Below are 25,321 nucleotides of genomic sequence, written 5' to 3' on the forward strand. Positions count from 1 at the left end.
CCCGCGGAGCGGGTACCACATCGCTGCGCGATGTGCAAGCGAACTGGGGTGCTTCGCACCCCAGTTACGCTCCCGCTCCGCGTGAGCGGAGCGGCTCGCTTCGCTCACCGCAGGTCCCTCCGCTTCGCTCCAGGACCCAACAGCAGGGAACCGGGCCGCGTTGCGGCCCGGAGTCGGCCTCTGGCCGACTAGTGGCCTCCGCTGCGCTCCAGCCACCCATGACGCTCCGCGTCACCAGGCGTGCCACGCTCCGCGCGGCCCACCCACGGGCCTAACGGCCCGGCAGCAAGGGGGCGTGGGGGCTGTCTGTGTGCGCCCCCAACCAAAACTGACGCACCATTAGGAAGGAGTCCTAGAAACTGACCAACCGTCAACTCTGGCCAGACTCAGGACCGGATCAAGGTTGCCTGCTTCATTTTTCTATCCGGATAGGAACTGGAACAAGATCCCGGCACCGCAAGCCCACACACGCGACAGCAGATCTTCAGCGAGAAACGACACCGGCCTTCAGCAGAAAAACGACACCCCACAACCCACCCACCAGCAAAAAAACCTACTGAAAGCCCTGTCGCCAACCACTGAAAATCACACGTCGCGCATCAAAAACAACACCCCAGACCAGGCACCCACCCCACGCCCGGGACATCCCATACAGACCAGCGCCAAACCCACTCACATTCGCAGAGCAAACCCAACCAGGGTGCTACCTCTTCAAGATCTTTTGCCACCGCACTACAGCCAGGCCGTCATCCCCGACTCTTGGTTCAGGTGTACCTCACCAAAGACGAATCGCCTCGCTCGGCCTAACCTTTGGCCGTCCGGGGCCCGGTGGAGTGCAGTACGCGGCCCGGCACTTGGAGAAGGAGCTGAACCATCCAGTCGGCGCCTCGATCACCGGAACCCGCCGGTCCCGCCGTCTCCTCCAGCTACTGGCTGTGAGTAGTGAGTACTGCGTTTCGTACACGCACTGAGTATTCCCCCTGATTCTGGATCAGTTGGTGTTTGTGGTGCCGGAGGTCGGCCGGCGGGGGATCGGTTTTCGGGGCTGGAGTTGTCGCCGTGGTTCGTCTCAAGCGTGGCGGTGGTAGGTCTTGTTGGCGATGTGCCAGCTGTTGTCGGTGTGGACCAGCAGGAAGATGTCGGTGAATGTGTCCGGGCCGTGTGTGAGGGTCATGGTTGCGGTCCCGACGGTGCCGTGGATGTCGATGGTGTCGATGCGGCGGGAGCGGGTTGGTTCGTCGGCGGCGGGGTGGCCTGGGAAGAGGGCGCAGTAGTCGTCCAGGGACCAGGAAACGAAGGTGCCGTTGCGGATTCCTTCGATGTGGGCGGTGGGCAGGAACGCGTGGCGGAAGTGGGTGGGGTCGCCGGTGGCGTGTCCGCGGATGTAGGCGTGCAGTGGTTGGAGTGCGGCTTGGTGCGCGGTGGGGGTGGTGGCGACGGTGATGTCGGCCTCTGGGTCGGCGGGGGTGTGGGTCAGGGCGGCTGCGCTGCGCAGGGGGGTGTTCGATGCGGCGGCGAGGAGGGCTGTGTCCTTGGTCAGGGCGCCGATCGTGAAGTCGGTTGTGCGGGGGGTGGGGTGGCCGGTGAGGTAGGGGCGTTTGCGGGTCACGAGTGTGCCGAGTTGGCCGAGTTCGAGGATGTCCAGGACCTGGGTGCGGGGCAGGTCGAGTGCGTCGGCCTGGCGCAGGGTGTCGCGTAGTGCGAGCACGGCGCCGGTGAGGCTGTTGTTGGCGATGAGTTTGAGGGCGGCGGCGGTGGGGGCGTCTTCGATTGGCCGTACCGTGCCCAGTGTTTCCAGGAGTGGGCGTGCCCGGGCGAGTGTTTGGTGAGGTGCGGCGGCGAGGATCTGGAGGGTGCCGGAGGTGGCGGCCGGGACGGAGCCGAGTACGGGTGCGTGGATGTATGTCGGGCCGGTTTGTTGGGCCAGTTGTGCGGCTTCGGTGGGGGCGATGGTGCTGGTGTTGATGACGATTGTGTTTGTTCGCAGTGCGTCGCGGATGGTGTGGAGGACTTGTCGGCAGGCTGGGCCGTCGTAGAGGGCCAGGAGTACGTGGTCGGCTTGCGCGACGGCGTCGTTGGGGTCGGTGGTGGGTGTGATGGTGTCTGGTGTGCGCCCTGAGCGGGTCCAGCCGGTGACGTGCCAGCCTTGGGCGGCCAGTCGTGTTGCGATCGCGGTGCCCATCCGGCCCAGGCCCAGGACGGCGATCGTGTGCGGTGTGGTCATGTGCGTCACGGTGGTGGATCCGGATGGTTGCGACAAGCGCAGGTGTCGCATGGCTGTTCTGCGTGGTTCGCATATCGGCTGTTCATACTGGGCGGCATGGATTTGACGGTGTGGCGGACCTTCGTGACGGTGTGTCGGCTGGGGTCGTTGTCGGCGGCGGCTGCCGAGCTTCATCACACGCAGTCGGCGGTGTCCCGGCAGATCGCCGGGCTGGAGCGGCAGGTCGGTGTGCCGTTGATGGAGCGTCATGCGCGTGGTGTGCGTGTGACGTCGGCCGGTGAGGTGTTCCGGCGTCATGCTCTGGTCACGCTGAACGAGGCCGATCGGGCGGTCCGGGCCGCGCGGGATACGGGTGAGGGGGGTTTGGGTCGGGTGCTGGCGGTCGGTGCGACTCCTTCTCTTGCCGCGGGGGTTGTTCCGGAGGCTCTGCGGGCTTTGCTGGAGCAGGGTGAGGCTGTCCGGTGGAGTCTGTTGCCGGGGCTGAGTGCTTCGCTGTACGAGCGTGTGGTTGCCGGTGATCTCGATGTTGCCGTGGTGACGGATGCTCCGCCGGGGCTGCCTCATGATCCTCGGGTCGAGCATCGGTTGCTGGGGCTGGATGCGATGGTCGTCGCGCTGCCGCTGGGTCATCCGCGGGCCGGGGGTGGGCCGGTGTCCATTGAGGTGCTGGGTGATCAGACGTGGGTGGAGGACAACGATGGTTCGGCGGCGTTGTTGCGTCGGCATGCCGCCCGCGCCGGGGTCAGTGCCCGTGTCGACCTCGCTGCGGCTGATCTGCCCGGCAAGCTGGCTCTGGTGGCGACCGGTCATGCCATCGCGTTGATTCCCGGGGTGCTGGCGGGTGCGTTGCGGGCCGATGTCACCACGGTGGGTCTGGTCGATCCTCCGGCCCGCGGTGTCTACGCGGTCATGCCATCGGGTGATCCGCATCCGTGCGCGGCGGCTCTGGTCGGTCGGCTTGCGGGGGCTTTTGCGGCGGCCTGTCCGGAGGGGGTCGTCGGTGGGTCGGTCGGCGTCGCCTCGCCGTGTGGGGACCGGTCCAGGACTCAGGTGGAGGCCGGTGTGGCTCCTTGGCAGGGGCTGCGGTGATCAGGTGGCACGGTTGTGTACATCCTGGTCAGGGGGTGGGGGTGCCGCGGTGCTCGGGAGCGGTCGGGAAGCGTCCGTGCGCCGGGGGGGTGCCACTGCTGGTGGGCGCGCGGTTGCAGCGATGTCGGTGCGTGTGTCAGCGGTGTGGTCAGCCGCCGATGGGCTGGGCCTCTTTTTTCATGGATGACAACATCCGCCGTATGTCCGATTGATTCGGAAATTGGCTTTGGGTGTGCTTGGTGATTTATGCGGGTTTTTGCTATGACTAGCGCTCTACGGGTGGGATGGCGCATCCCTGGGGGCTTCGGGTCTTATATCTGGTTGCATTTCGTTCGGTGAAACGGGTCACAGCGGCGGCCGTGCTTCCGGCGTCCGGTCGGCGTCATTTCCGTTGCGTGCAAAGAAGTTGGGATTCTCGATCATGCGGGGGCGGGGGTTTCCGGTTGTCGGGGGTTCGCTTTGGTCGTTTCTTTTGCAAATTTGGGGCTTGTTTCGTTTGGGTTTTCTCGCCTAGCGTCACCGTCGATCCGGGCGGAACGCCGAATCCTGCCGCCGGCCGGAAAGCCTTTTACCTTCCCATTCACTGACTCGCGCCCGGCAGGAGCGGGGGACCCAGGTAGGCCGCCGGTCCGGTTTCCGGAGCGGCTCGGGGTGAAGTCGCTTTCGCGGCGGCCGGACATCTCCCGTCCGAACCCGACAGCTCACCTCGCAGGCGACGGAGAGGAATTCGTCATGCCCGCAAAGGGAAAGCACCGTCGTCCCAAGTCCGGTTCGTTCAGGCGGGGTATCGCCGTCGCAGGCACGGGTGGGGCCGTGCTCGTTCTTCCGGTCCTGGGTGCGACCGCTGCCGGTGCGGCGCAGGCCCCGGCGGCCAAGCCGTCCGCCGCCCCGGGGAGCTACGTCGTCGTCCCGGGCGACACCCTCACCAAGATCGCCCGTGAGCACTCCCGGCACGGCAGCTGGAAGAAGCTCTATCAGGACAACCGGAGCGTGCTCGGGGATGATCCGCGGCTGATCCGGCCGGGGGTCAAGCTCGCCCTCGGCGCGGAGGAGGGGGCCGGCTCGCGGGGCTCCTCCGAGCGGGCCGATCGTTCCGAGCGCAAGAGCACCGCCCAGCCCGCCGCGGCCAAGAAGGCGTACGCCGACAACCTCGACGGGTGGATCAGGGAATCGCTCGACATCATGGCCCGGCACGGCATCCCCGGCAGCTACGAGGGGATCCACCGCAACATCATGCGCGAGTCCTCCGGCAACCCGCTGGCCATCAACAACTGGGACTCCAACGCCGCCGCGGGCACCCCCTCCAAGGGACTCCTCCAGGTCATCGGCCCCACCTTCGACGCCTACCACCTGCCCGGCACCTCCACCGACAGCTTCGACCCCGTCGCCAACATCACCGCCGCCTGCAACTACGCCGCCGACCGCTACGGATCGATCGACAACGTCAACGGCCCCTACTGAGCCTCATCCGGGCCACCGCGCGGCATGGCGGCGGGCCGCGGGGGCGGTGCGCCGGGATGCTGAGGGCCACACCAGGCAGGAGAGGCCATGGACCAGCCCGGCGCGCGCCGCCATGTTCCCGACCAGTCCGGCGTCATCGGCATCGCCCTCGGCGCCGTGCTGACCGCCGCGCTCGCCCAGGGCTCCTGGCAGTGGTTCGCCACCTACATCGGCGTGACACTGCTGGCCGTGCTCCTGTGCCTCTACCGCAGGCCCGCCTGGACACCCGGCCTGCGCTCCGCCTACACCGCGAACCTCGCCGCCTACTGCCTGGTCCTCGGCCTGTGCGCGGCGATCGCCCTGGCCCCCCTGCTGCAGCGCTGGGCCTGGCTGTTCCCGATGCCGGGCACCCGCGCGCGGTGTCCCGCGCTGGGCGCCTACGAGAGCATCCGCACCGAGGCCGCCCTCGCCGGCCTGGCCGGCCGCGACCCGGCCGCCCTGGCCCGCGCCCAGGACATCCACCGCCACGACGCCGTCGCCGACTGCCTGTCGGCCACCACGACCCTGTGGCTGCCGCTGTACGCCGTCGCCGTCGCCGTGCTGGCGGGGGTGGGCATGTGGAGCGCCGACCGGATCCGGGCCGGGCGCCAGGGCCTGGCGGACCGTCGGGGCTGAGCGGGCCTTTGCACCGGCACGCCGGTGGGGGGTCAGTCGATGCCTCGGACGATGTGCGGCTCGTCCGCGACCGCCGCGTCGTCGTCCGCGCCGGCCAGCCGCAGCGGCGGCGCATAGGGCGAGATGGGTCGGAATGGCCTGCTGTAATCCGCCGGCTCGTCGTTCACCGGGTCTCCCTTCGTCGGGGTACGCCGCCCCGGACCGCGCCCGGGGCGTTCCGATCCGGCCAGCGTGCTCCCGTCCGGTCGAGAACCGCTCAAGACCCGCCGGAAGCCCGGTCGGGGATGTCTCGGGTGCGCAGCCGTCAACTCCCGTTTCTTGCCGGTGAGTTGGGGTGGATGGCGTGTGCGCACGCAAGTCGGCCGCCGTGCGTCGCGGAGGTGCGGACGCACAGCGGCCGATCCGACCGCCGGTGAGTGCCGCTCGGGGTGGAGCGGCAGCGCTCGATGGCCTTGTGGGCCGGTCGCGTTCACCGTGCGGACATCCGTCCCGCCGGCCGGATCCCGGCGCGGCAGGCAAGTCAGATATGGGGCGGAGGGGGCTGGTGTGGTGCGGGAGGTCTTTCCGGTCCCGCCGGATCGCGGCGGTCCGGGCAAGTGCCTCCGAGGCGGCAGCCGGCCGGTCGCGGTGGCGGGCGTCCGGTGTCACCGGTGCCCGGCCGCTCCGCCGGTATCGCTGCCTGCCTCTGCCTTCCCGTGCAGGTTGATGCTCCGACTCTGCCCGCCCCCGTTCGAGGATCGATTGACACCCGGTCAGGTTTCGGTCGACGGCCAGTCGGCCTGTGGTTGAGGGGGGCTGGAGCGGGCCCGCCCGCCCGCCTGCCCGCCTGCCCGTCTGCCCGGAGGCCGGCACGGCTGCGGCCGCCGCGTCCGCAGGCAGACACGACGGCCGGTCGGCCGTCCGTCGCGGGCGCGCCGCTGACGGACGTACACAGAAGAGACGTACAGAAGAGAGGCAGGGCATGCCGCGGCCCGGCGGCGCGGCACTGGCCCGTCCGCCACCGCACACAACGGACGGACCAGTGCCGCACCCGCCGGGCGCGGCGTTGCGGACCTGTGGTGCTACCAGGTCACCGGCAGGCAGTCCAGGCCGTACACCAGGCTCTCGTGGCGGAAGGGCAGTTCCTCGGCCTTGCCCACCAGGCGCAGGTCGGGCAGGCGGGAGAAGAGCGTGGTGATGGCGATCTCCACCTCGCGGCGGGCCAGCGAGGCGCCCGCGCACAGGTGGGTGCCGAACCCGAAGGCGACGTGCCGGTTCTCGCCCCGCTGCAGGTCGAAGTTCTCCGGGTCGGGGAACGCCTGCGCGTCGTGGTTGGCCGCGGGCACGGCCAGGATCACCAGTTCGCCCACCGACATCTTCGCCCCGGAGTACTCCATGTCCGCATCGACCACCCGCAGCACGTTGTCCTGCGAGACCGACCAGAAGCGCAGCGACTCCTCGACGAACGCCGCGATCCGCTCCTCGGGCTTCTCCATCAGCTCCGTACGGACCTTCGGGTTGGTCATCAGCGTCAGTGCGCTCAGCGCGATCTGACTGGTCGTGGTCTCGTAGCCGGAGACGAGGATGAAGCGGACCATCGGCAGCAGGCCCTCCCGGGCCAGCTCGCCGGTCTGCACCCGGTCGACGATCAGACGGCTGATCAGGTCGTCCTTGGGCGCGCGCTCCTTCTCCTCGATGAGCCGGTTCAGATAGTCGTTCATGTCGTTGAACGCGGCCCACGACACCTCGGGGTTGTCCAGGCTCAGCACCTGCCGGCTCTGCTTGGCGAAGGTGCGGTAGTCCTCCTGCGGCACTCCAAGGAGCAGGGCGATCACCTGGGTGGGCAGCGCCAGACAGAACTCGGAGTACAGGTCCAGCGGGCGCGGCAGCTCCTGCAGACGGTCGATCAGCTCGTCCACCAGTGCCTGGATCCGCGGACGCCACTCCTTGATCTTGTGGGCGGTGAACTCCGTCATCATCATGTGCCGCAGCCGGCCGTGCTCCGGCTCGTCCTTGCGCCAGAACGAGTTCAGGTCGTGGCCGGGCGGCAGCTCGGTGCGGGCGCGGCCCATCTTCTCGTCGTCCGAGCTGAACCGCGGGTCGTTCATCGCGGTGCGGACGTCGTTGTAGCCGGTCAGCAGCCAGGCCCAGCCGCCGTCGGGCAGGTCCACCTTCGCCGGACCCTGCTCGCGCAGCTCGGTGTACAGGCCGGGCGGGGCCATCGGGCACTGGCGGGCCATGGGATAGGTGGGATTGGCCATGATCACACGTCCTTGGGGGTGGGGAGAGCGGTCCGGGGAGAACCGACCGTACGGTTGGTCGATGACGTTCCGCTGACCGTCTGCTGACGGGCCGTCGCGACCGGAGGGGGAGGTTCAGGCGGCGGGGGCGGGGGTGTGGAAGCCGCGCCGGTACCACAGCAGCGGCGGGGCGGCGGCGTCCCGGATGCGGATCTCGGCGGGCGTGCCAAGGAGCAGGTCGTGGTCGCCGGCCCGGATGACCTCCACGGCGCGGCAGCGCAGCAGCACCTTGGCGTCGGGCAGGCAGGGCAGGCCGTGGGAGCCGTCCCAGGCGGCGAAGTCGCCGGCGGCGAACCGGTCCACGCCGCGGGCCGCGAACCGCTGGGCGACGTGCTGGTGGCGCTCGCCCAGCAGGTTCACCACGAACTCCCCCGCCCCTGCCATCGCCCGGTGGCAGCTGGAGGTGAGCGCGATGCCGACCATCAGCAGCGGCGGGTCGAGGGAGACGGAGGACACCGAGGAGGCGGTGAACCCCCAGCGGCGGCCCGCCCCGTCGAGAGCGGTGACCACCGAGACCGGGGCGGCGAGCTGGGCCATCGCGTCCTTGAAGGCCTGGGCGTCGGCCACTGCCGGTATCTGTTCCTGGACTGGACTCATCTGGATCCCTCCGTGGAAGCCGATCGCTCCAGACCCTGCCAAGGACTGCTCAAGACCGGCTGGAGAACCGGGCGAGCCGTTCGCTTGCCGGCCGTGCGGTCAAGCCGGGGTTGAGCGGCGGGGAGCAGGATGAACGGCGTAGGCAAGAAAGGGCCGTGGGCAGATGCCCGGGGACCTGCTAAGGACACAAAAGGAGCTGCTCATGGCGGACAGGGAGCCGGTCATGTCCGAGAGTGAGATTCTCGGCTGGCTCACGGAGAGGCTGGGCACCCAGGTGTCCCAGCCGATTGCGCAGATCAACCCCGATGTCCCGTACGTCGAGTACGGCCTGGACTCGGTGGCGGCCCTGGGGCTGTTCGGCGACATCGAGGAGAAGTTCGGCCTCGTCCTGGACCCGAGCATCGCCCTGCAGTACTCGACGCTGACCCTGATGGCCGGTTTCCTGGCCGCCGAGCAGCACGAGGTCGTCCACAGCTGAGCGGGCGCGCCCCGCGGTCCGGGGCGCGCGTGAAGGGGCGGGGCCCCATCCCTTGTGACCAGGGATCGGGCCCCGCCCCTCACCGCTGTCCGCCGCCCGCACGGGTGCGGGTGGGAGGCGGGGGTGTTGTCAGTCGCGGTCCACGGAGACGCCCGTGGTGCGGCCCCCCAGCACCAGGACGACGGCCACCAGCGCCGTCATCGCACCGGCGATGACGGTGAACATGGTGCCCGGGCCGTGTTCCTCGAGCACCGGGAGCAGCGCGAACGGCAGGGCCGCGGCGCTGAGTTTGGACAGCGAGTAGGCAAGCCCCGTCGCGGCCGCCCGGATCGCGGTGGGGTACTGCTCGGCCAGATAGACGTGGCTGACCGTGGAGAAGATGTTGCTGACCAGGGTGTAGACGACGCCGAGCAGCATGATCAGTGTGGCCGAGGAGGCGTAGGCGAAGCCGATGCCGGACAGGGCCATCGCCGCGGCCGACAGCGCCACCAGGCGTTTGCGTTCCATCCGGTCCATCACCGGCACCGACAGCAGCGCGCCGATGGGGTAGCCGATGAAGGACACCGCGGTGAAGCCGATGCTGGTCACCACGTCGTAGCCCTTGGCGGCCAGGATCTGCGGGGCCAGCGCCCCGAAACCGTAGTAGCCCACCACCGACAGCGTGCAGAACAGCCACAGCATCGCGGTACGCCGGCGAAAGCGCGCCTGGAACACGTCGCGCAGGCGGGCGGTGCGGGCCGGTGCGGCCGCCTGCGCCGCGGCACCCGTCTCCACCGCGGGACCGGCGGGACCGGTCTGGGCGGCGGCGGCCGGCACGGCGGTGGCGGGGACCTCGGCCTCCATGCGGGACACCAGCGCCTCCGCCTCGTGCTCGCGGCCGTTGGCGGCCAGCCAGCGCGGCGACTCGATCAGGTTGCGGCGCAGCACCCACACCACCGCCGAGCCGAGCGCGCCCAGCACGAACAGCCAGCGCCAGCCGTCGATGCCCAGCGGGCTGAGCGGCACCAGCCACAGCGCGGCGAACCCGACCGCGGGCACCCCGCAAAAGGCGAGGGTGTAGGCCCAGGCGGTGTAGCGGCCGCGCTGCTTGGCGGGCAGCACATCGGCCAGGTAGCAGTCGGAGAGGGACTGCTCGGCGCCGATGCCCACCCCGGCGAAGAAGCGGGTCACGATCAGCCAGGCGGCGTTCGGGGAGAACGCGCCCAGCAGCGAGAACCCCGAGTACAGCGCCAGGTTGATCAGGAAGGCGCGGCGCCGTCCGTAGCGGTCGGCGACGCGGCCAAGGACCACCGAGCCGACGAACTGCCCGATGAACGCCGAGGCCAGAACGAGCTTGAGGGTGGTGCCGTTGAACGCGAAGTCCTCCTGCAGCACCTTGGAGATGGTGCCGGCGAGGTTGTTCTCGAAGGTGTCGAACAGCAGGCCCACCCCGACCACGGCGGTGAGTCTGCGGTGGGTGGGCGTGACGGGCATCCGGTCGATCCGGTCGCCGATGGAGGGCGCCGCAGCGGTGGTGTCCCGCAGCGCCGTCGGTTGTGACATGGGGCTCAGAGCTCCTGGAAGGGTCCGGTCAGAGCGGGGTCTCAAGCGCCTCCGCCCCGGCAGGCGGCCGGGGCGGAGGCGGGAGTCGTACGCGGGGAAAGAACACACGACACGGAAAGAAGGGGGGACGCGCGCCGAACATGCGGGGGGGGGTACGCGCGGCCGTGCAGGGGGGTGAGGCCACGCGGGGTGCGTGACGGGGTACGCGCAAGGGGGTGCGCGCGGATGTCAGGCGGCCGCCTTCTGGCGGGTCGGCTCGCTGACCTCGTGCAGGAAGGTGGCCACCTGCCGGTAGGACTCCCAGAAGCTGACCTCGAGGTAGGGGATGTTCCGCTCGGCGCAGTACTCGCGGGTGAGTTCGCGGGCCCGGGCCAGGTTGCGCTGCGGCATCGCCGGGAACAGGTGGTGCTCCACCTGGTAGTTCAGCCCCCCGTACAGGAAGTCGATCCACCAGTTGGGGCGGATGTTGCGGGAGGTCAGCACCTGGCGCTCCAGCCAGTCCAGCGTCTCCTTCTCGCCGTCACGGACCTCCATGCCCTTGTGGTTCGGGGCGAACATCAGGCCGAAGTAGACGCCGAGCGCGGCATGCTGCACCGCGATGAACGCGATGGCCTGCAGCGGGGTCAGCACGGTGAAGACGGCCGTCAGATAGATCGCGGTGCGCAGCACCACCAGGCCGATCTCCAGGTAGCGGTGCTTGGCGTCGCTCTTGGCGAGCTCCTTGACCGTGGTCTTCTCCATCTTGTAGCCCTCAAGGACCAGCAGGACGAAGAAGAGGACCCGCTGGTGGCGGACGATGAAGCGCTGCACGGGCGTGCGGGTCGCGTACTGCTTGATGTCGAAGATCGCGGTGCGGCGGCCGATGTCGGGGTCCAGCGAGATGTGGTTGGGGTGGCTGTGGTGCCGGTTGTGGTGGTTGACCCACCAGGCGTAGCTGACCCCGCTGAAGAAGTTGGCGTGGAAGTAGGCGGTGAGCGTCCCGATCTTCTTGTCGCGGAACATCGCCTTGTGGCCGACCTCGTGCCACATGTAGGCGCTCTGCACCCCGCACAGGCCCATCCACACCGCGACCGGCATCTGCCACCAGGACTCGCCGATCAGGAAGAACGCGACCAGGCCGGCCCCGATGAGCGACATGTTCAGGGCGAGCCTGCGGTAGTCGTAGCGGGTGTCGAGGTCGAGGAGTCCCTCGGCCTTCACCCGCCGAAGCAGCTCGGAGAAGCTGGCGGAGGCACCCTTGCTGCTCAGCTCCCCCGTCGCGACCGCAAGGCCGGGATCGAGCTGCCGTACTGTGCCTGACTCTGTCTCACTGTGGTTCGGAGACTGCATAGAAGGATCTCCTTGGGCAGGACGTATCCCGGCGCGGGGCGCCGGATGAAAGCACGCTTCAGCCTCGGACAGCGCGCTGATGAGCCGCTGATGGCTTCCTGGAAAACCGCCGGGGGCACCCGCACCGGCGACGGGGCGGGTGCCCGTCCGCCCTCTCACACGGCGGCCGGCTCGGCGGGGACCGCCGCCTCGGCGGCCTCGGCGGCCTCGGCGGCCAGGCGGGCCTGGAGGGTGTGCAGGACCTCGTCGGCGGCGCGCGCGACACCGACGTCGTCGGGGGCGCCGATGACGCCCATCAGGGACTCGACCAGCTGCTGCTTGAGCGCGTCCGTCCCGGACGGCGCGGACGGCGCGGACGGCTCGGCCTGAGCGGTCTGCTCCGTCTGGGCGGCCGGCTCGGCGGGGGCGGCGGGTTCGGCGGTCATCTGGGTGGGCTCCTGTCTCCGCCGCACGGGCGGGCCGTTCGGCGATGAGGTGGGGTGGGGTGGGGTGGGGGTGTGGCGGGGTGATGGTGTGTCAGAAGGCGTTGCAGGCGCGGAAGATGTGCGCGAACGCGGCGATGGAGGCCGGCCCGTCGAAGGCCACGTACTCCGGGATGGGGTCGGCCGGCGCCCACTTCTCCTTGTAGGCCAGCTGCGTCTGGGCGGGGTACAGGGCGGCTCCCTGGTCCCACAGGAAGTGCATCAGCCACTGGAAGGAACTGCTGTGGCCCGCCAGCTCGTTGGCCTGCTCCAGGCCGGTGAACGGGGTGAACCCGAAGTGCAGCCACTGCTCGCCCTCGGCCCGCAGGACCTCGATGACATGGGAGTTGATGGCCTCCATCAGCCCCGGGGTGCCATCGGGGATGCGCCGGCTCAGGTCGTGCATCCAGCCCGCCCGGGCGCCGTAGACCGGCGAGTAGGAGATGTAGCCCACCGGCCGGCCCTCGATGGTGCCCACGAACAGCCGGCGGTGTTCCTGGGCCGGGCCGCCCAGTTCGCCGACCAGGAACTCCAGCGGGCGGGCCTCCTCGCCCTTGGAGCCCAGCCAGGCCGTGTCGATGGCGGCGATCGCCTCGCCCATGCCGGCCGCGGGCACCTCGCTGACCTGCAGGCCGCTGCGGAAGGCGCGGGAGATCTTGTTGCGCATCCGCATGAAGCGGGTGCCGCGCAGGGTGAACTCGGGCAGGTGCACCACCCAGGAGGAGCCGAACTGGTTGACGGTGAAGCCGCGTTCGGCATACGCCTGGGCGTCGTGGCGCTGCAGCTGTGCGCCCACCACCTTGCAGCCCTGGCCGTGCGCGTGGGCCACGAACGTGTCCAGGAGCGGGCCGTAGGCGTCAGGGGCGGCGAAGGGGCCGCCGAGCTGGACCAGGTAGCGGCCCGCCCGGCGGTAGGCGATGGCCCCGTCGAGGCCGGGCGCGGTGAACGCGGCGGTGTTCTGGCTCATCGCCAGAAAGGCGCTGGGGTTCTCCGCCTGGGTGTGTGTCTTGATCGCGTGGAGAACGGTGTCGTACGCCGCCGATTTTCCCGGTGCGGCATTCTCCAACAGGTCTGGTGAGGGCATCGAGTCTCTTCCTTCCCGTTCTGGACCGAAACTGGACTGAGGGAAGTAGAGCACCCGGTATTTGAGTCTCGGAAGAGCCGGAATTCCGGGCGCGATGGATATGTCAGCGGGCGGTCAGGCGGATATCAGAGGAGGGTGCGAAGGTTTGTGTCGTGACCGGGAAGCACGGGAGTCCCGGGAACAGGGAGAGGTGCCCGGAGTGGTTTATCGGGGACCGGAGTTCGCTTCAGTCGGGTGCAAGCCCACGCAGGTTCGAATCCTGCCCTCTCCGCCCATTCTTCTGCTCTTCTTGCTCTCTTCTTTGCTCTCTTCTTTGCTCTCTTCTTTGCTCTCTTCGGCGCCGGGCACTGCCGTCCGCCCGCCGGTCACCGACGCAGTGTCTGGAGACTCGCCTCATGCCCATCGCGGCCTCCCCTGCCCCCCGGCGGGCCCTCGTCGTCGTCAACCCCACGGCGGGCACCACCGGTCGGGAGCTGGTCGAGCAGGTGCTCGGGCTGTGCGGCCGGCATCTTGACTCCGTCGCGGTGCACCGCACCACCCACCGGGGCAGCGCCACCCAGGCCGTGCGCACCGCACTGGCCGCCGCGGGCGCGCAGCGCCCGGACCTGGTGGTCGCGGTCGGCGGGGACGGCACCGTGCACGAGGTCGCCCGGGCCCTGACCGGCCCTGGGGACCGTGCGCACCCGGCGGCGCTGGCGATCGTGCCCGCGGGCACCGGCAACTCCGACTACCGCATGCTGTGGGGCCAGCAGCCCTGGCAGGCCTCGCTGTCCGCGACACTGACCGGCGCGGCGGGCGGGGCGCGGCTGCGCCGCATCGACCTGGGCCTGCTGGCCCAGACGGGGCAGCCGGTGCTGCTGGGCGCCTGCTCCGGGCTGATCGCCCAGGGGCTGATCGCGGCGCGCGCGGTGAGCGCGTCGGGCCGCGAGAAGTACGCCCGGGCGCTGCCCGACGCGGCCGCCGCCTTCACCCCCTATCCGGGGCGGGTCACCGTCGACGGACGGATCCTGCACGAAGGCCCCACCGTGCTGGCCAACGTGGGCGGCGGCCGCTACCGCGGCGGCCAGTATCTGCTGCTGCCCGACTCCGAGCTGGACGACGGGCTGCTGGACGTGTGCGTGGTGGGCGAGCCGGTGGCCGCCACCGACGTGCCGCACCTGGCCCGCCAGGGCCAACTCGCCGCCCAGAGGGGTGTGGTGCACGGCCGGGGCCGGCGCATCGTGGTGGAGCGCACCGACGGCCGGCCCCTGTGTTTCGAGCACGACGGTGAACTGCAGCACCTCAACTGGACAAGCATGACCGTCGAGGTGCTGCCGGGCGCGCTTCCGGTCTGGGGTGCGCCCAAGGAGGAAGAAACGCGTGTCGATACTCAAGGAGCTGTGCCGCTGGGCGGCCTGGCTGCGACCTGAGGACATCCCGGCCCGCGTGCGGGCCCTGGCCGCCAGCCAGCTGCTCTCCCAGCTGGCCTCGATCAGGGCGGGCGCCGCGCACCCGCTGGGCGGCCGGCTCATCGACGGGTTCGGGCCGCCGCTGCAGGCCGACCCGCGCCAGTCCGCGTGCGTGCTGTCCGGTCTTGGCTCCTGGCTGAACCTGGACGACACCGCCTACGCGGGTCATCTGTCGAACTCCACGGTGTCGGTGCCGCTCGCCTTCGCCTACGGCCGCCGCCTGGAGGGCGCCGCGCTGCTGACGGCGGTGGTCGCGGCCAACGAGTGCGCCGCCCGCATCACCGCGGCCGCCACGCTGGGGCCGCTGCGCGGCCACAGCGCCGTGCACACCCATCTGGCCGGCGCGGTCAGCGGGCGGCTGCACTGCGAGGGCGCGGACGACGCGGTGTGGTCCAACGCGCTGGGCCTGGCCTTCGCGATGCCCAACTGGCCGCTCATGCGGGCCTTCTTGGCCAGCGACGCCCGGCTGTTCAACACCTTCACCCCGGTGCGCACCGCGATGGACTCCTGCGACGCGGCCCGCGCCGGGCTGCACGGCGCGCTGGACATCCTGGAGCACCCCGACGGGTTCTTGGACCATTTCGCCTCGGTGCCGCTGCCCGACGCCGTCAGCGCGGGCCTTGGCACCCGCTGGCACACCGAGACCCTCTCCTTCAAGATGCACCCGGGCGGGCCCGGGGTGGACGCGGCCGTCGACTGCGCCGCCGCCCTCCACCGCCAGCTGGGCGGATGCCGGCCCGAGGACATCGAGGAGATCGTCGTCGAGGCGTCCCTGTACACGCTGTTCGCGGGCAAGAAGGCCGCCTCCTACATCGTGGGCCCCGGCTCGCCGCTGGGCGCGCTGGTGCTGCACACCCCCTACCCGGTGGCCACCGCGCTTTTGACCGGCGGGCTGACCGTCAACGACTTCGCCGCCCCGCTGCTCAACGACCGCGCCCGCTGGGACGTGGCCGACCGGGTGCGCCTGGTGCACGACCCGGAGCTCACCAAAGCGCTGTTCGCCTCCGAGGCCCCCTTCGGGGAGGCGGTGCGCCAGGCCGGTCCGGCTGCCGGGCCCTGGCTGAAGGCGTTCGCCGGCGAGGAGGTGGCCGCCCTGGCCCAGGACGCGGCCGGCGACCGGGCCCGGCCCGGATTCACCGCCTCGGCCAAGGCCACCGGCGCCCGCGTCACCGTGCGCCTTTCCGACGGACGTACCGCATCACGCCAGCGGATGATCCCGATCGCCGCGGCCGGCCCGCACACCCGCGCCCACCACGCCGAGCTGATGCGGGAGAAATTCCTCGAATTCGGCGGCCCCAAAGACGTCGCCGATGCGGCCGTCGACGTGGAATCGATGGACGCCGACACCCTGCGCGACTGGATCGAATCCGCGCTGCGGTAATCCGCGAGGCGTTTGTCAGCGTCGGGTCAGGTGCCGCTGGAAGGATCGTTTCCCGGTGGACCAGTGGACAGTGAGCAGGACCATAGACTTGGAAAGGTCCTTTGATGCCTGAAAAGGAACTCCGCAGCTACAAGCTCTACATCGCGGGCAAGGATGTCGAAGGCGACGGCTGGGTCTATACGGTCAGCGCCCGATCCCTTCTCGAGGACGTCTTCACCAGCGTCAGCCTGAAGCGGGAACTCGAACAGAACCCGGACTCCGATGCGGCCGACCACCCCTATGTGGTGGGCCGGTGCGCCATCGCCTCGGATGCCTCCATCGACCTGGCCACGGAGGCCGCCGCGACCGCGGCCGCCGCCTGGGCCGAGGTGCCGCTGGAGCGCCGGATGCGCCTGGGCAGCATGTTCCGCGAGGAACTGATCCGGCGCGAGGACGAGTTCCTGGACATCCTGACCTCCGAGGCGCACCCGCTGCGCCTGGCCCGCTGGGAACTGAGCTGCATGAAGCAGATCTACAGCGACGAGAGCCTGTACTGGTACCGGCAGCGGATGCACACCGAGTTCGAGCACGAGGGACGGCGGCTGATCGTGCGCCGCCAGCCCGACGGTGTGGTCGCCTTCAACCCGCCGCAGAACGCCCCCGCGCCCAGCGCCGCCCTGGCCGTGCTGGCGCTGATGGCCGGCAACGCGGTCGTCATGCGCGCCCCGCGCTCCATCGCGCTGTCCACCATGTGGCTCATGCGCGACGTGGTCGGACCGCTGTTGGAGGAGATCGACGCGCCGCCCGGCATCCTGAACGCGGTCTGCTCCAACCCGAAGCAGACCCTGGACCGCTGGGTCGCCTCCCCGCTGGTCAACGACATCTTCTACATCGGCGGCAGCGAGGAGGGCCTGCGCTTCCAGGAACAGTGCGTGGCCAACGGCAAGAAGCCGATCCTGGAGCTGGCCGGCAACGACACCATCGTCATCTGGAAGGGCGCGGACCTGAAGAAGGCCGCCGAGGCGATCTGCGAGTCGTTCTACGGCTCCGGGCAGATCTGCATGGTGCCCAACTGCGTGCTGGTGCACCCGGAGATAGCCGAGGAGCTCATCGAAGAGGTCCAAGAGCGCATCAAGCTCGTCAAGCCGGGCTTCCCCGAGGACGAGGACGTGCTGCTCTCCCCGGTGCGGCGCAGCGAGAAGTTCTTCGCGCTGCTGCGCCAGTCCCTGGACCTGGGGGGTGAGATCATCACCGGCGGGCAGCGCACCGAGGTCGACGGGACGCCCTCGGAGACCGGGGTGTTCCTGCAGCCCACCGTGGTGCGGGTGGACGGCCTGGCCGGGGCCCGCCAGCACGACATCGTGCGCAGCGAGACGTTCTTCCCGCTGCTGCCGATCGTGGTGCCCCAGCCCTCGGACGCCAACGGCGAGGACGAACTGCTCAACACGTTCATCGAGTTCGTCAACTCCAACGAGTACGGGCTGCGCAACTCGCTGTGGGTCAAGTCCGCCCGCGTGATGAACGCGTTCGTGCAGCGCGTCGTCAACGGCGGCCTCCTGAAGATCAACGACTCGCACATCGGGTTCCTGCCCTACCTGCCCAGCCACGGCGGCACCGGCCTGACCGGCGGCGTCTACGGCGAGGCGAACTACCCGATCCTGAAGACCTCGCACATCCAGGGCGTGAGCATCGCCCACGACGTCAGCCCGCACGAGGCGGTCTTCGGGCCCTGACCGGCCCCGGGCGCGGCGGGGCCGCAGCAACCCTTGCGGCCCCGCCCTCACTGCTTGGCGGCTTCGGCCGCTCCCCCTCATCTTTCATGTCCAACGGAGGTGTTTGTCCGTGCGCTCCCTCGACCTGGCCCGCGCGGTCTGCGACCGCTACCACCCCGGGCTGCTCAAGGCGCTGGAAGAGCTGCCCTTCGCCGAGCGGGAGGCGCTCGGGAGCCCGGCCGTCGACCTGTTCCGCACCCACGGCGGTGTGGGGCTGCTGGTGCCCGCCGAGTTCGGCGGACACGGCGCCGACCCGCTGGATGCGGTGCGGGTGCAGCGGGCCATCGGCGCCGCCTCCCCCTCGGTGGCCGCCGGCGTGACCATGCACCACTTCACCGTCTCCATGCTGTACTCGCTGGCCAAGGAGTCCGGACGGCTCGCGCCGGGCCAGCTGGACCTGCTGCACCGCATCGTGCCCGACCAGGTCCTGATGGCCTCGGGATGGGCCGAGGGCAAGACCCAGCAGAACATCTTCACCCCCTCCGTCGTCGCGAAGCCCGTCGAGGGCGGCTACCGGCTCAACGGCGCCAAGAAGCCCTGCAGCCTGGCCCACTCGATGGAGCTGCTCACCGCCTCCATCGCCGTCCCCGGCCCCGACGGCGCTCCCGAGCTGGCGCTGGCGCTGGTGCCCGCCACCTCGCCGGGGCTGAGCGTGCACCCGTTCTGGGGCAACGACGTGCTGGCCGGCTCGCAGAGCGAAGAGGTCCGTCTGGAGGACGTGTTCGTCCCCGACGCGATGGTCGTACGCACCACCGCCGAGGACCCGCACCGCCTGGACGACCTGCAGACCGCCGGCGTCATCTGGTTCGAGATGCTCGTCTCGGCCGGCTACGCGGGAGCCGCCGCCGCCCTGGCCGAACAGGTCCTGGAGCGCGGACGGGGCAGCGCCGGGGAGCGCGCCGGCGTCGTCATCAACACCGAGAGCGCCTTCGCGCTGCTGGAGGGCGTGGCCCGCGCGGTGCGCGACGGACTTGCGGGCGAGGAGGCGGTCGCCCAGGTGCTCATCGCCCGCTACGCCGCCCAGGACCTGCTTGCCCGCTCCGCGGAGCTGAGCCTGGAACTGCTCGGCGGCATCGACTTCATCCAGAGCCCCCAGCACGCCCGCCTGGCCGCCTCCGTACGGCCGCTGATCTTCCACCCGCCGGGCCGGGCCGCCACCAGCGGGCCGCTGGCCGACTACTACAACGGCGCCGGCCTCGACCTGTCCTAGGCGCGCACCGACCCCAACGCCCGTCTCTTTCCAGGGAGTTATCCGTGACCGTGACCCAGGACATCCGGGTCGACACCGAGGAAGAGATCCTCGGCCTGTACCGGGCCCACCTCAGCAAGGGCCGGGCCACCCTGGCCGAACTGTTCGGCAGCCACATGGAGGTCGAGTCGTCGGGGAACTGGCTGACCACCAGCGACGGCGAGCGCTTCCTCAACGCGGGCGGCTACGGCGTGTTCATCATGGGCGCCCGCCACCCCATCGTGATGGAGGCCGTCCAGCGCCAGCTGGACACCCACCCGGTGGCCACCCGCATCCTGCTCGAGCCGACCGTGGCCCGCGCCGCCGAGGCGCTGGTCTCGGTGATGCCGCCGGGCCTGGACCGGGTGCACTTCGCGCTCTCGGGCGCCGAGGCGGTGGAGACCGGCCTGAAGCTGGCCCGCGCCGGCGGCCGCAAGCGCACCGTGTCCATGGGCGGCGGCTACCACGGCAAGACGCTGGGCGCCCTGTCGGCCACCGCCAAGGAGGTCTACCAAAAGCCGTTCCGCCCGCTGATCCCCGACGTCAGCCATCTGCCGTTCGGTGACGCGGACGCGCTGGAGGCCGAACTGCGCGCCCACCCCGGCGAGGTCTGCGTGATCCTCGAGCCGGTGCAGGGCGAGGGCGGCGTCATCATCCCGCCCAAGGGCTACCTCAAGCGCGTCGAGGAACTCGTGCGCGAGTACGACGGCTTCCTCATCCTGGACGAGGTGCAGTCCGGCATGGGCCGGCTGGGCGAATGGTGGGGCGCCGACATCGAGGGCATCGTCCCCGACGTGCTGCTTGCCGGGAAGGCGCTGGGCGGCGGCGTGGTCCCCGTCTCCGCGGCCATCGCCACCCGCAAGGCGTTCCGCCCCTTCGACAAGGACCCCTACGTCCACACCGCGACGTTCTCCGGACAGCCCCTGCTGATGGCCGCCGTCCAGGGCGCCATCCGCGCCGTCCAGGAGGAACGCCTGGTCACCAAGGCCATGGACCTGGGCGCCCAACTGCTGCCCCGCATCGCGGAGATCGCCCGGCGCAACATCCCCGACCTGGTGGTCGACGTGCGCGGGCGCGGCCTGCTGATCGGCGTGGAGCTGGCCGAGCCCGGACTGGCCGGCGAGCTGCTGATCGAGCTGTTCAACCACGGGGTGGTCGCCAACCACTCGATGAACGGCAGCTCGGTGATCCGCTTCACCCCGCCGGCCACGCTCACCCCCCTGGACGTGGAGTTCCTCCTCAACTCCTTCGACAAAGCAACCCTCGATCTGGTCGCCGGTTCGGCCAGGATGCCGGAAGGCGGTAACAACTGATGCGGCACGTGGAACTGGACGCACTGGTGCTGGGCGAGGACGCCCGGACCGTCTATGAGTCCGTCGCCAGGTTCGACCGATTCCCCCAGCTGGCCCCGCACGTCTCCTCCACCACGGTGCACGCCACGCTGCCCGAGGCCAAGGGCAGCTCCAGCTGGGAACTGCACTTCCGCAGCGGCCTGCTGCGCTGGACCGAGACCGACGTGTTCGACCGCGAGGGCCTGCAGATCCGCTTCGAGCAGGAGGACGGCGACTTCGACACGTTCACCGGCACCTGGGCGCTGACCGAGCAGGGCGAGGACGTGCTGGTGCACTTCGAGGTCGACTTCGACTTCGGCATCCCCAGCCTGGAGGGCATCCTCGACCCGATCGCCGAGCGGGTCATCAAGGAGACCGTGGCCTGGGCCGTGACCGGCCTGTTCGACCGCACCCAGCTGCGCGGCGAGGTCGAGCTGGGCACCCCGGCCGACGTCGTCAGCGCCTGAGAGAGGGGGCTGACGATGGACCAGGCCAACCCCTTCGAGACACCGCGCACCTTCGCCCTGCACCGGGCCGAGTACCTGCTCGGCTTCGCCGTGTCGACCGGGCTGATCATCGCGAACTTCGGCGAGATCCGCTGGCCGGTGTGGATCGCGCTGTTCCTCTACATCGACCTGATCGGCTACATCCCGGGCGCGATCGCCTTCAAACGCAGCGGCGGGAAGCCCATCTCCAAGGCCTACTACGTCCTGTACAACGTGATGCACAGCCTGATCACGCAGGGCGTCGTGGTGGGCGTGTGGTGTCTGACGATCGGCCCCGAGTGGGCGCTGCTGGCCATCCCGTGGCATCTGAGCGGGGACCGCGGCCTGTTCGGGAACTTCATGAAGTCCTTCGCGCTGCCCTATGAGCCGGTGCGGCAGAAGGGCTACCTGCGCCTTTTGGACGACCTGCGCCTGGCGCACCCCAAGCCGGTGGGCCATGCGATGGACCCCGAGCCGGTGGGCCACCTGGCCCCGGTCGCGCCGGTGCCCACCATCGGCCGGGCCGGCTCCGGCGACCATCCCGGGCGCGGGGCGGCCGAGCGGCCGGTGTCCCCCGCCGCCCGCTGACCGCCACCCGGCCGCGCCGATCTGTTCTGTCGTTGCATCCCGCTGCCCCCGGGCCCCCTGGTGTGGGGGCCCGGGCCGAAAGGAGCACCACCCGCCATGACCGGTTCCCCGACAAGCACCGTGGCGCAGGAGGCCGACTGGGACACCGCTCCTGGTCTGCTGGACGGCGCCAAGGAACTCACCCTGGGCCCCGACGAGTGCAACCTGGCCTACTGGATCACCCAGGTCGCCCAGGGCACCCTGCGCGAGCGCGGCATCACCGGCCACCACGTGAATGCCGGGGTGCCCGACTTCCTCAAGGCGCCGGGCCCGCTGCGCGAGGCCCTCGTCCTGGAGTTCGGGTTCCGCGGCCTGTCCGAGGAGGTCGCCACCCGCATCCTGGCCCCCTATGTGGCCATCGCCCCCGGCATCCCCGAGCTGGAGTTCTACGCCACCCAGCTGATCGACGAGGCGCGGCACGCCCGGGTGTTCCGCAACCACCTGGTGGAGCTGGGCATGCCCGAGGCGACGCTGCTGGGCGACATCGAGGAGATGGCCGCCGACTACCACCGCGAGGTGCTGCAGCCGGTCATCGACTTCACCCTCGACATCGTGCAGACCCAGCGCGACTTCCCCGGCGGGGTCGCGGTGTTCGCCATCGTCATCGAGGGCGTGCTGGCCCCGGCGGCCGAGCTGAGCGAACGCAAGTGGACGCCGCTGTCCCCGGCCACCGGGGAGATCTCCCGCGGCACCGCCATCGACGAGATCCGCCACCTGACCGTCGCCTCCACCATCCTGCGCGACCACGTCAAGGCGCACCCCGAGTACCGGCCGCGGCTGATGGAGATCCTCGCCGCCGGCGTCAAGCTGTGGGACGAGATCGACGACCGCAAGTTCGTCATCCACCGCGAAGAGCTGTTCCAGCAGGGCATGGCCGAGCACGCCGACAAGATCGGCGACTACGAGATCTGGCCCGGCACCCGCCTGCTGGACACCACCCCCGAGCAGCGCTACGACATGGCCGAGCAGTGGACGGACGAGATGGCCGCCTCCCGCATGGCCTACATGGGCCTGCCCCTGGAGGCCCTCAACTCCCCTGCCCCCGGCGGGACTTCCGGGGCCGGGGCATGAGGTCCGCCGTCATCGCGGGCGCCGGCTGCTACCTGCCGCCCACCCTGGTCACCAACGACGACCTGGCCGCCCGCCTGGACACCAGCGACGAGTGGATCCGCACCCGCACCGGCATGTCGGTGCGGCACGTGGTCAAGCCCGGCGATGCCACCTCCGACCTCGCCGTCGAGGCCGGCCGCCGCGCCCTGGCCTCCGCCGGCCAGGACAGCGGGGTGGACGCGCTGATCCTGGCCACCACCACCCCCGACCGGCAGGTCCCGCCCACCGCACCGGAGATCGCCCACCGGCTGGGTTTGGGCGCCCTGCCCGCCTTCGACCTGTCGGCGGCCTGCGCCGGGTTCCTCTACGGGCTGTCCACCGCCGCCGGACTGATCGCCACCGGCAGCGCCCGGCGCATCCTGCTGATCGGCGCGGACGCCTTCACCACCATGGTCGACCCCGACGACCGCGGCACCGTCGTGCTGTTCGGCGACGCCGCCGGCGCCGTCCTGCTGCGCGCCGGCGACAGCACCGAGCCCGGCGCGATCGGCCCGGCCGTGCTGGGCAGCGACGGCTCGCTGGCCGACCTGATCCAGGTCCCGGCCGGCGGCTCGCGCTCCCGCTCCAGCCAGCCGCCCAGCAAACAGCCCGACCCGGGCGACGTGTACTTCAAGATGAACGGCCGCGAGACGTTCCGGCACGCGGTGGGGCGGATGAGCCAGGCCTCCCGCCAGGCCGTCGAACAGGCCGGCTGGCAGCTGGCCGACGTCGACCGGCTCGCCGCCCACCAGGCCAACCTGCGCATCCTGGCCGCCGTCGCCGACGAGCTCGGCTTCGAGGAGGCCCGCCGGCTGTCCAACATCGCCGCCGTCGGCAACACCGCCGCCGCCTCCCTGCCCACCCTGCTCGCCCAGGCCGCCGCCGACGGCTCCCTCAAGGCCGGACACCGGGTGCTGCTCACCGCCTTCGGCGGCGGACTGTCCTGGGGAGCGGCCACCCTGACCTGGCCCGACATCACCGTCGGCTGACCCCCCACACCCCACGCCCTGCCCCGTGTGACCGTGTGAAAGGAAACCCCGCCATGTTCGAGACCCTCAAGGAGATCCTGGTCTCCATGCTCAAGGTCTCCCCCGACCTGATCACCGAGGACGCCACCCGCGAGGAGGCCGAACTCGACTCCCTGGCCGTCGTCGAACTCTCCATGCTCCTGGAGAAGGACTACGGCATCCGCATCAGCGACGACGAGCTGATGGAGGCCGAGAGCATCGGCGCCATGGCCCGCATGATCACCGAGCGGCGCGCCGCGGTCTGACCGCCCGCCCCCTGCCCCGGCCGCCCCCGCCACCCGGCCAGCCCCAAGGGGGCGGCCGGCCCCGCCTGCAAGGAGACAGTGCCATGCACGACGTACGCGAACTCCTGGAGCTGGGAGAGACCGCGGTGCGGCGCCTGGCCCGCCGCCGCCACACCCTGGACCCGGCCGCCCTCGAGGCCGCCCACCGGCGCCGCGCCGACGCCCTTGGCGCCGTCTCCGACCTGCGCGCCCGCCTCAAGACCGCCGCCCGCGGCCACGGCGGCGGCGCGCCCACCGACGAGGCCCGCGAGGCGGCCCGGCAGCTGCGCGAGCAGGTGCAGCAGGCCGAGAGCGCCGCCCAGCTGGCCGAGGCGGAGCTGACCGCGCTGCTGCAGGCCATCCCCAACCTGCCCCTGGACCAGGTGCCCGACGGGCACAGCGAGGCCGAGGCCGTCGAGGTGCGGCGCGGCGGCCCGCCCCCCAGGCCCGCCGACGGCGCCCGCCACCACGCCGACCTGGGCGAGCAGCTGGGCATCCTGGACGGTGCGCGGGCCGCGAAGCTCTCCGGCGCCCGCTTCACCGTGACCCGCGCCGCCGGCGCCCGCCTGGAGCGCGCCCTGGCCTCCTTCTTCCTGGACCTGCACACCCTGGAGCACGGCTACACCGAGCACGGGGTGCCCTACCTGGTCAACCGGCAGACGATGACCGGCACCGGACAGCTGCCCAAGTTCGCCGAGGACCTGTTCGCCACCCAGGTCGGCGACCGGGAGCTGTTCCTGGTGCCGACCGCCGAGGTGCCGCTGACCAACCTGGCGGCCGGCGAGGTACTGGAGAGCGCCGAGGTGCCGCTGGCCTTCACCGCCCGCACCCCCTGCTTCCGCGCCGAGGCCGGCAGCTACGGCCGCGACACCCGCGGCATCCTGCGCCTGCACCAGTTCGAGAAGGTGGAACTCGTCCGGATCTGCGCCCCCGCCGACGCGCCCGCCCAGCTCGAACTCATGCTGGAGCACGCCGAGGAGTGCCTGCGCCGCCTCGAGCTGTCCTACCGGGTGGTGCAACTGCCCGCCGGCGACCTGGGATTCAGCGCCCGCACCACCTACGACATCGAGGTGTGGCTGCCCGGCTCCGGCGCCTTCCGGGAGATCTCCTCCGTCTCCGACTGCGGCACCTTCCAGGCCCGCCGCGCCGGCATCAAGGTCCGCACCCCCGGCGGCGGCAAGGAGTTCGCCGCGACCCTCAACGGCTCGGCCCTGCCCGTCGGACGCACCCTGGCCGCCCTGCTGGAACAGGGCCAGCGCCCCGACGGCTCCATCGCCCTGCCCAAGGCCCTGCACTCCTATACGGGCTTCACCCGCATCGCCCCCGACGGCGCCCCCGCCTGACAGCCCGGCACCCGAAACGCAGAAAGAAAAAAGGAGGGGGTTGGGGGCGGGGGGGGGGGGGGCGGGCCCCCCCCCCCGGGCGCGCCCGGCGAGGCCCCATCCGGGGCCCGCGCCCCCGCGCCCCCCACGCCGGCCCCCGCGCCCGGGCC

The 25,321-nt window shown here is 70.8% G+C and carries 23 protein-coding genes, 1 tRNA gene and 1 riboswitch; of the genes, 16 read left to right on the forward strand and 8 right to left on the reverse strand.

What is annotated here, in order from left to right; genetic code table 11:
* Positions 1–1,069: 1,069 nt before the first annotated feature.
* On the reverse strand, positions 1,070–2,224 hold the full coding sequence (locus ACIBKX_RS39640; RefSeq protein ID WP_363276855.1) for a nuclear transport factor 2 family protein: 1,155 nt from the start codon (positions 2,222–2,224) through the stop codon (positions 1,070–1,072).
* 96 nt (positions 2,225–2,320) lie between these two features.
* On the opposite strand from ACIBKX_RS39640, the gene ACIBKX_RS39645 reads away from it, so the two are divergent.
* The 3 genes from ACIBKX_RS39645 (at position 2,321) to ACIBKX_RS39655 (ending at position 5,428) form a co-directional block, all read left to right on the forward strand.
* On the forward strand, positions 2,321–3,313 hold the full coding sequence (locus ACIBKX_RS39645; protein WP_363276856.1) for a LysR family transcriptional regulator: 993 nt from the start codon (positions 2,321–2,323) through the stop codon (positions 3,311–3,313).
* A 571-nt stretch (positions 3,314–3,884) separates the two neighbouring features.
* Positions 3,885–4,041: riboswitch (cyclic di-AMP (ydaO/yuaA leader) on the forward strand.
* A gap of 4 nt (positions 4,042–4,045) precedes the next feature.
* Entirely contained in the window at positions 4,046–4,774 is a 729-nt protein-coding gene (locus ACIBKX_RS39650; protein WP_363276857.1) for a LysM peptidoglycan-binding domain-containing protein, read from the forward strand.
* Positions 4,775–4,861: 87 nt separating this feature from the next.
* Positions 4,862–5,428 carry a hypothetical protein gene (locus ACIBKX_RS39655; RefSeq protein ID WP_363276858.1) on the forward strand — a complete coding sequence of 189 codons (567 nt, stop codon included), beginning with the start codon at positions 4,862–4,864 and terminating at the stop codon, positions 5,426–5,428.
* A gap of 32 nt (positions 5,429–5,460) precedes the next feature.
* Here ACIBKX_RS39655 and ACIBKX_RS39660 read toward each other — a convergent pair whose 3' ends face one another.
* From ACIBKX_RS39660 to ACIBKX_RS39670, 3 genes are all read right to left on the reverse strand, one after another.
* Positions 5,461–5,595, reverse strand: coding sequence for a hypothetical protein (locus ACIBKX_RS39660; RefSeq protein ID WP_363276859.1), 135 nt, complete (start codon positions 5,593–5,595; stop codon positions 5,461–5,463).
* A gap of 894 nt (positions 5,596–6,489) precedes the next feature.
* A complete protein-coding gene (locus tag ACIBKX_RS39665; RefSeq protein WP_363276860.1) occupies positions 6,490–7,668 on the reverse strand; it encodes a cytochrome P450 in 1,179 nt (392 codons plus the stop codon).
* Between the two features lie 114 nt (positions 7,669–7,782).
* Positions 7,783–8,304, reverse strand: coding sequence for a flavin reductase family protein (locus ACIBKX_RS39670; RefSeq protein WP_363276861.1), 522 nt, complete (start codon positions 8,302–8,304; stop codon positions 7,783–7,785).
* Between the two features lie 202 nt (positions 8,305–8,506).
* Between ACIBKX_RS39670 and ACIBKX_RS39675 the strand changes: the two genes are divergently transcribed.
* Complete coding sequence (locus tag ACIBKX_RS39675) at positions 8,507–8,782, forward strand: acyl carrier protein (RefSeq protein ID WP_399377271.1); 276 nt, start codon at positions 8,507–8,509, stop codon at positions 8,780–8,782.
* 129 nt (positions 8,783–8,911) lie between these two features.
* On the opposite strand, the gene ACIBKX_RS39680 is transcribed toward ACIBKX_RS39675, so the two are convergent.
* The 4 genes from ACIBKX_RS39680 to ACIBKX_RS39695 form a co-directional block, all read right to left on the reverse strand.
* Positions 8,912–10,324 carry an MFS transporter gene (locus ACIBKX_RS39680; protein WP_363276863.1) on the reverse strand — a complete coding sequence of 471 codons (1,413 nt, stop codon included), beginning with the start codon at positions 10,322–10,324 and terminating at the stop codon, positions 8,912–8,914.
* 228 nt (positions 10,325–10,552) lie between these two features.
* The gene (locus tag ACIBKX_RS39685) at positions 10,553–11,653 is read right to left on the reverse strand and encodes an acyl-CoA desaturase (RefSeq protein ID WP_363276864.1); all 1,101 of its coding nucleotides are present in this window, start codon (positions 11,651–11,653) and stop codon (positions 10,553–10,555) included.
* A gap of 155 nt (positions 11,654–11,808) precedes the next feature.
* A complete protein-coding gene (locus tag ACIBKX_RS39690) occupies positions 11,809–12,078 on the reverse strand; it encodes a hypothetical protein (protein WP_363276865.1) in 270 nt (89 codons plus the stop codon).
* Positions 12,079–12,169: 91 nt separating this feature from the next.
* Positions 12,170–13,198, reverse strand: a complete 1,029-nt coding sequence (locus ACIBKX_RS39695) for a DUF2156 domain-containing protein (protein WP_363276866.1) — start codon at positions 13,196–13,198, stop codon at positions 12,170–12,172.
* Positions 13,199–13,382: 184 nt separating this feature from the next.
* Between ACIBKX_RS39695 and ACIBKX_RS39700 the strand changes: the two genes are divergently transcribed.
* From ACIBKX_RS39700 to serS, 12 genes are all read left to right on the forward strand, one after another.
* Positions 13,383–13,469: transfer RNA gene (locus ACIBKX_RS39700), tRNA-OTHER, on the forward strand.
* Positions 13,470–13,593: 124 nt separating this feature from the next.
* Positions 13,594–14,607, forward strand: a complete 1,014-nt coding sequence (locus ACIBKX_RS39705; RefSeq protein WP_363276867.1) for a diacylglycerol kinase family protein — start codon at positions 13,594–13,596, stop codon at positions 14,605–14,607.
* On the forward strand, positions 14,558–16,027 hold the full coding sequence (locus ACIBKX_RS39710; RefSeq protein WP_363276868.1) for an MmgE/PrpD family protein: 1,470 nt from the start codon (positions 14,558–14,560) through the stop codon (positions 16,025–16,027). Before ACIBKX_RS39705 ends, ACIBKX_RS39710 begins: the two co-directional genes overlap by 50 nt.
* Before the next feature lie 104 nt (positions 16,028–16,131).
* Entirely contained in the window at positions 16,132–17,739 is a 1,608-nt protein-coding gene (locus ACIBKX_RS39715) for an aldehyde dehydrogenase (RefSeq protein ID WP_363276869.1), read from the forward strand.
* Between the two features lie 109 nt (positions 17,740–17,848).
* Positions 17,849–18,988, forward strand: coding sequence for an acyl-CoA dehydrogenase family protein (locus ACIBKX_RS39720; protein ID WP_363276870.1), 1,140 nt, complete (start codon positions 17,849–17,851; stop codon positions 18,986–18,988).
* A 44-nt stretch (positions 18,989–19,032) separates the two neighbouring features.
* Complete coding sequence (locus ACIBKX_RS39725; RefSeq protein ID WP_363276871.1) at positions 19,033–20,319, forward strand: aminotransferase class III-fold pyridoxal phosphate-dependent enzyme; 1,287 nt, start codon at positions 19,033–19,035, stop codon at positions 20,317–20,319.
* Positions 20,319–20,804, forward strand: coding sequence for an SRPBCC family protein (locus ACIBKX_RS39730; protein ID WP_363276872.1), 486 nt, complete (start codon positions 20,319–20,321; stop codon positions 20,802–20,804). The genes ACIBKX_RS39725 and ACIBKX_RS39730 overlap by 1 nt, the downstream gene beginning before the upstream one ends.
* Positions 20,805–20,819: 15 nt before the next feature.
* A complete protein-coding gene (locus ACIBKX_RS39735; RefSeq protein ID WP_363276873.1) occupies positions 20,820–21,410 on the forward strand; it encodes a hypothetical protein in 591 nt (196 codons plus the stop codon).
* A gap of 96 nt (positions 21,411–21,506) precedes the next feature.
* Entirely contained in the window at positions 21,507–22,520 is a 1,014-nt protein-coding gene (locus ACIBKX_RS39740) for a VlmB-like protein (RefSeq protein WP_363276874.1), read from the forward strand.
* A complete protein-coding gene (locus ACIBKX_RS39745; protein ID WP_363276875.1) occupies positions 22,517–23,527 on the forward strand; it encodes a beta-ketoacyl-ACP synthase III in 1,011 nt (336 codons plus the stop codon). The genes ACIBKX_RS39740 and ACIBKX_RS39745 overlap by 4 nt, the downstream gene beginning before the upstream one ends.
* A gap of 53 nt (positions 23,528–23,580) precedes the next feature.
* The gene (locus tag ACIBKX_RS39750) at positions 23,581–23,811 is read left to right on the forward strand and encodes an acyl carrier protein (RefSeq protein ID WP_363276876.1); all 231 of its coding nucleotides are present in this window, start codon (positions 23,581–23,583) and stop codon (positions 23,809–23,811) included.
* A gap of 83 nt (positions 23,812–23,894) precedes the next feature.
* Positions 23,895–25,172 carry a serine--tRNA ligase gene (gene serS / locus ACIBKX_RS39755; protein ID WP_363276877.1) on the forward strand — a complete coding sequence of 426 codons (1,278 nt, stop codon included), beginning with the start codon at positions 23,895–23,897 and terminating at the stop codon, positions 25,170–25,172.
* The last annotated feature ends 149 nt before the right edge of the window (positions 25,173–25,321 follow it).

The organism is Streptomyces sp. NPDC050658, from assembly GCF_044457025.1.
In the GTDB taxonomy this organism is placed as follows: domain Bacteria; phylum Actinomycetota; class Actinomycetes; order Streptomycetales; family Streptomycetaceae; genus Streptomyces.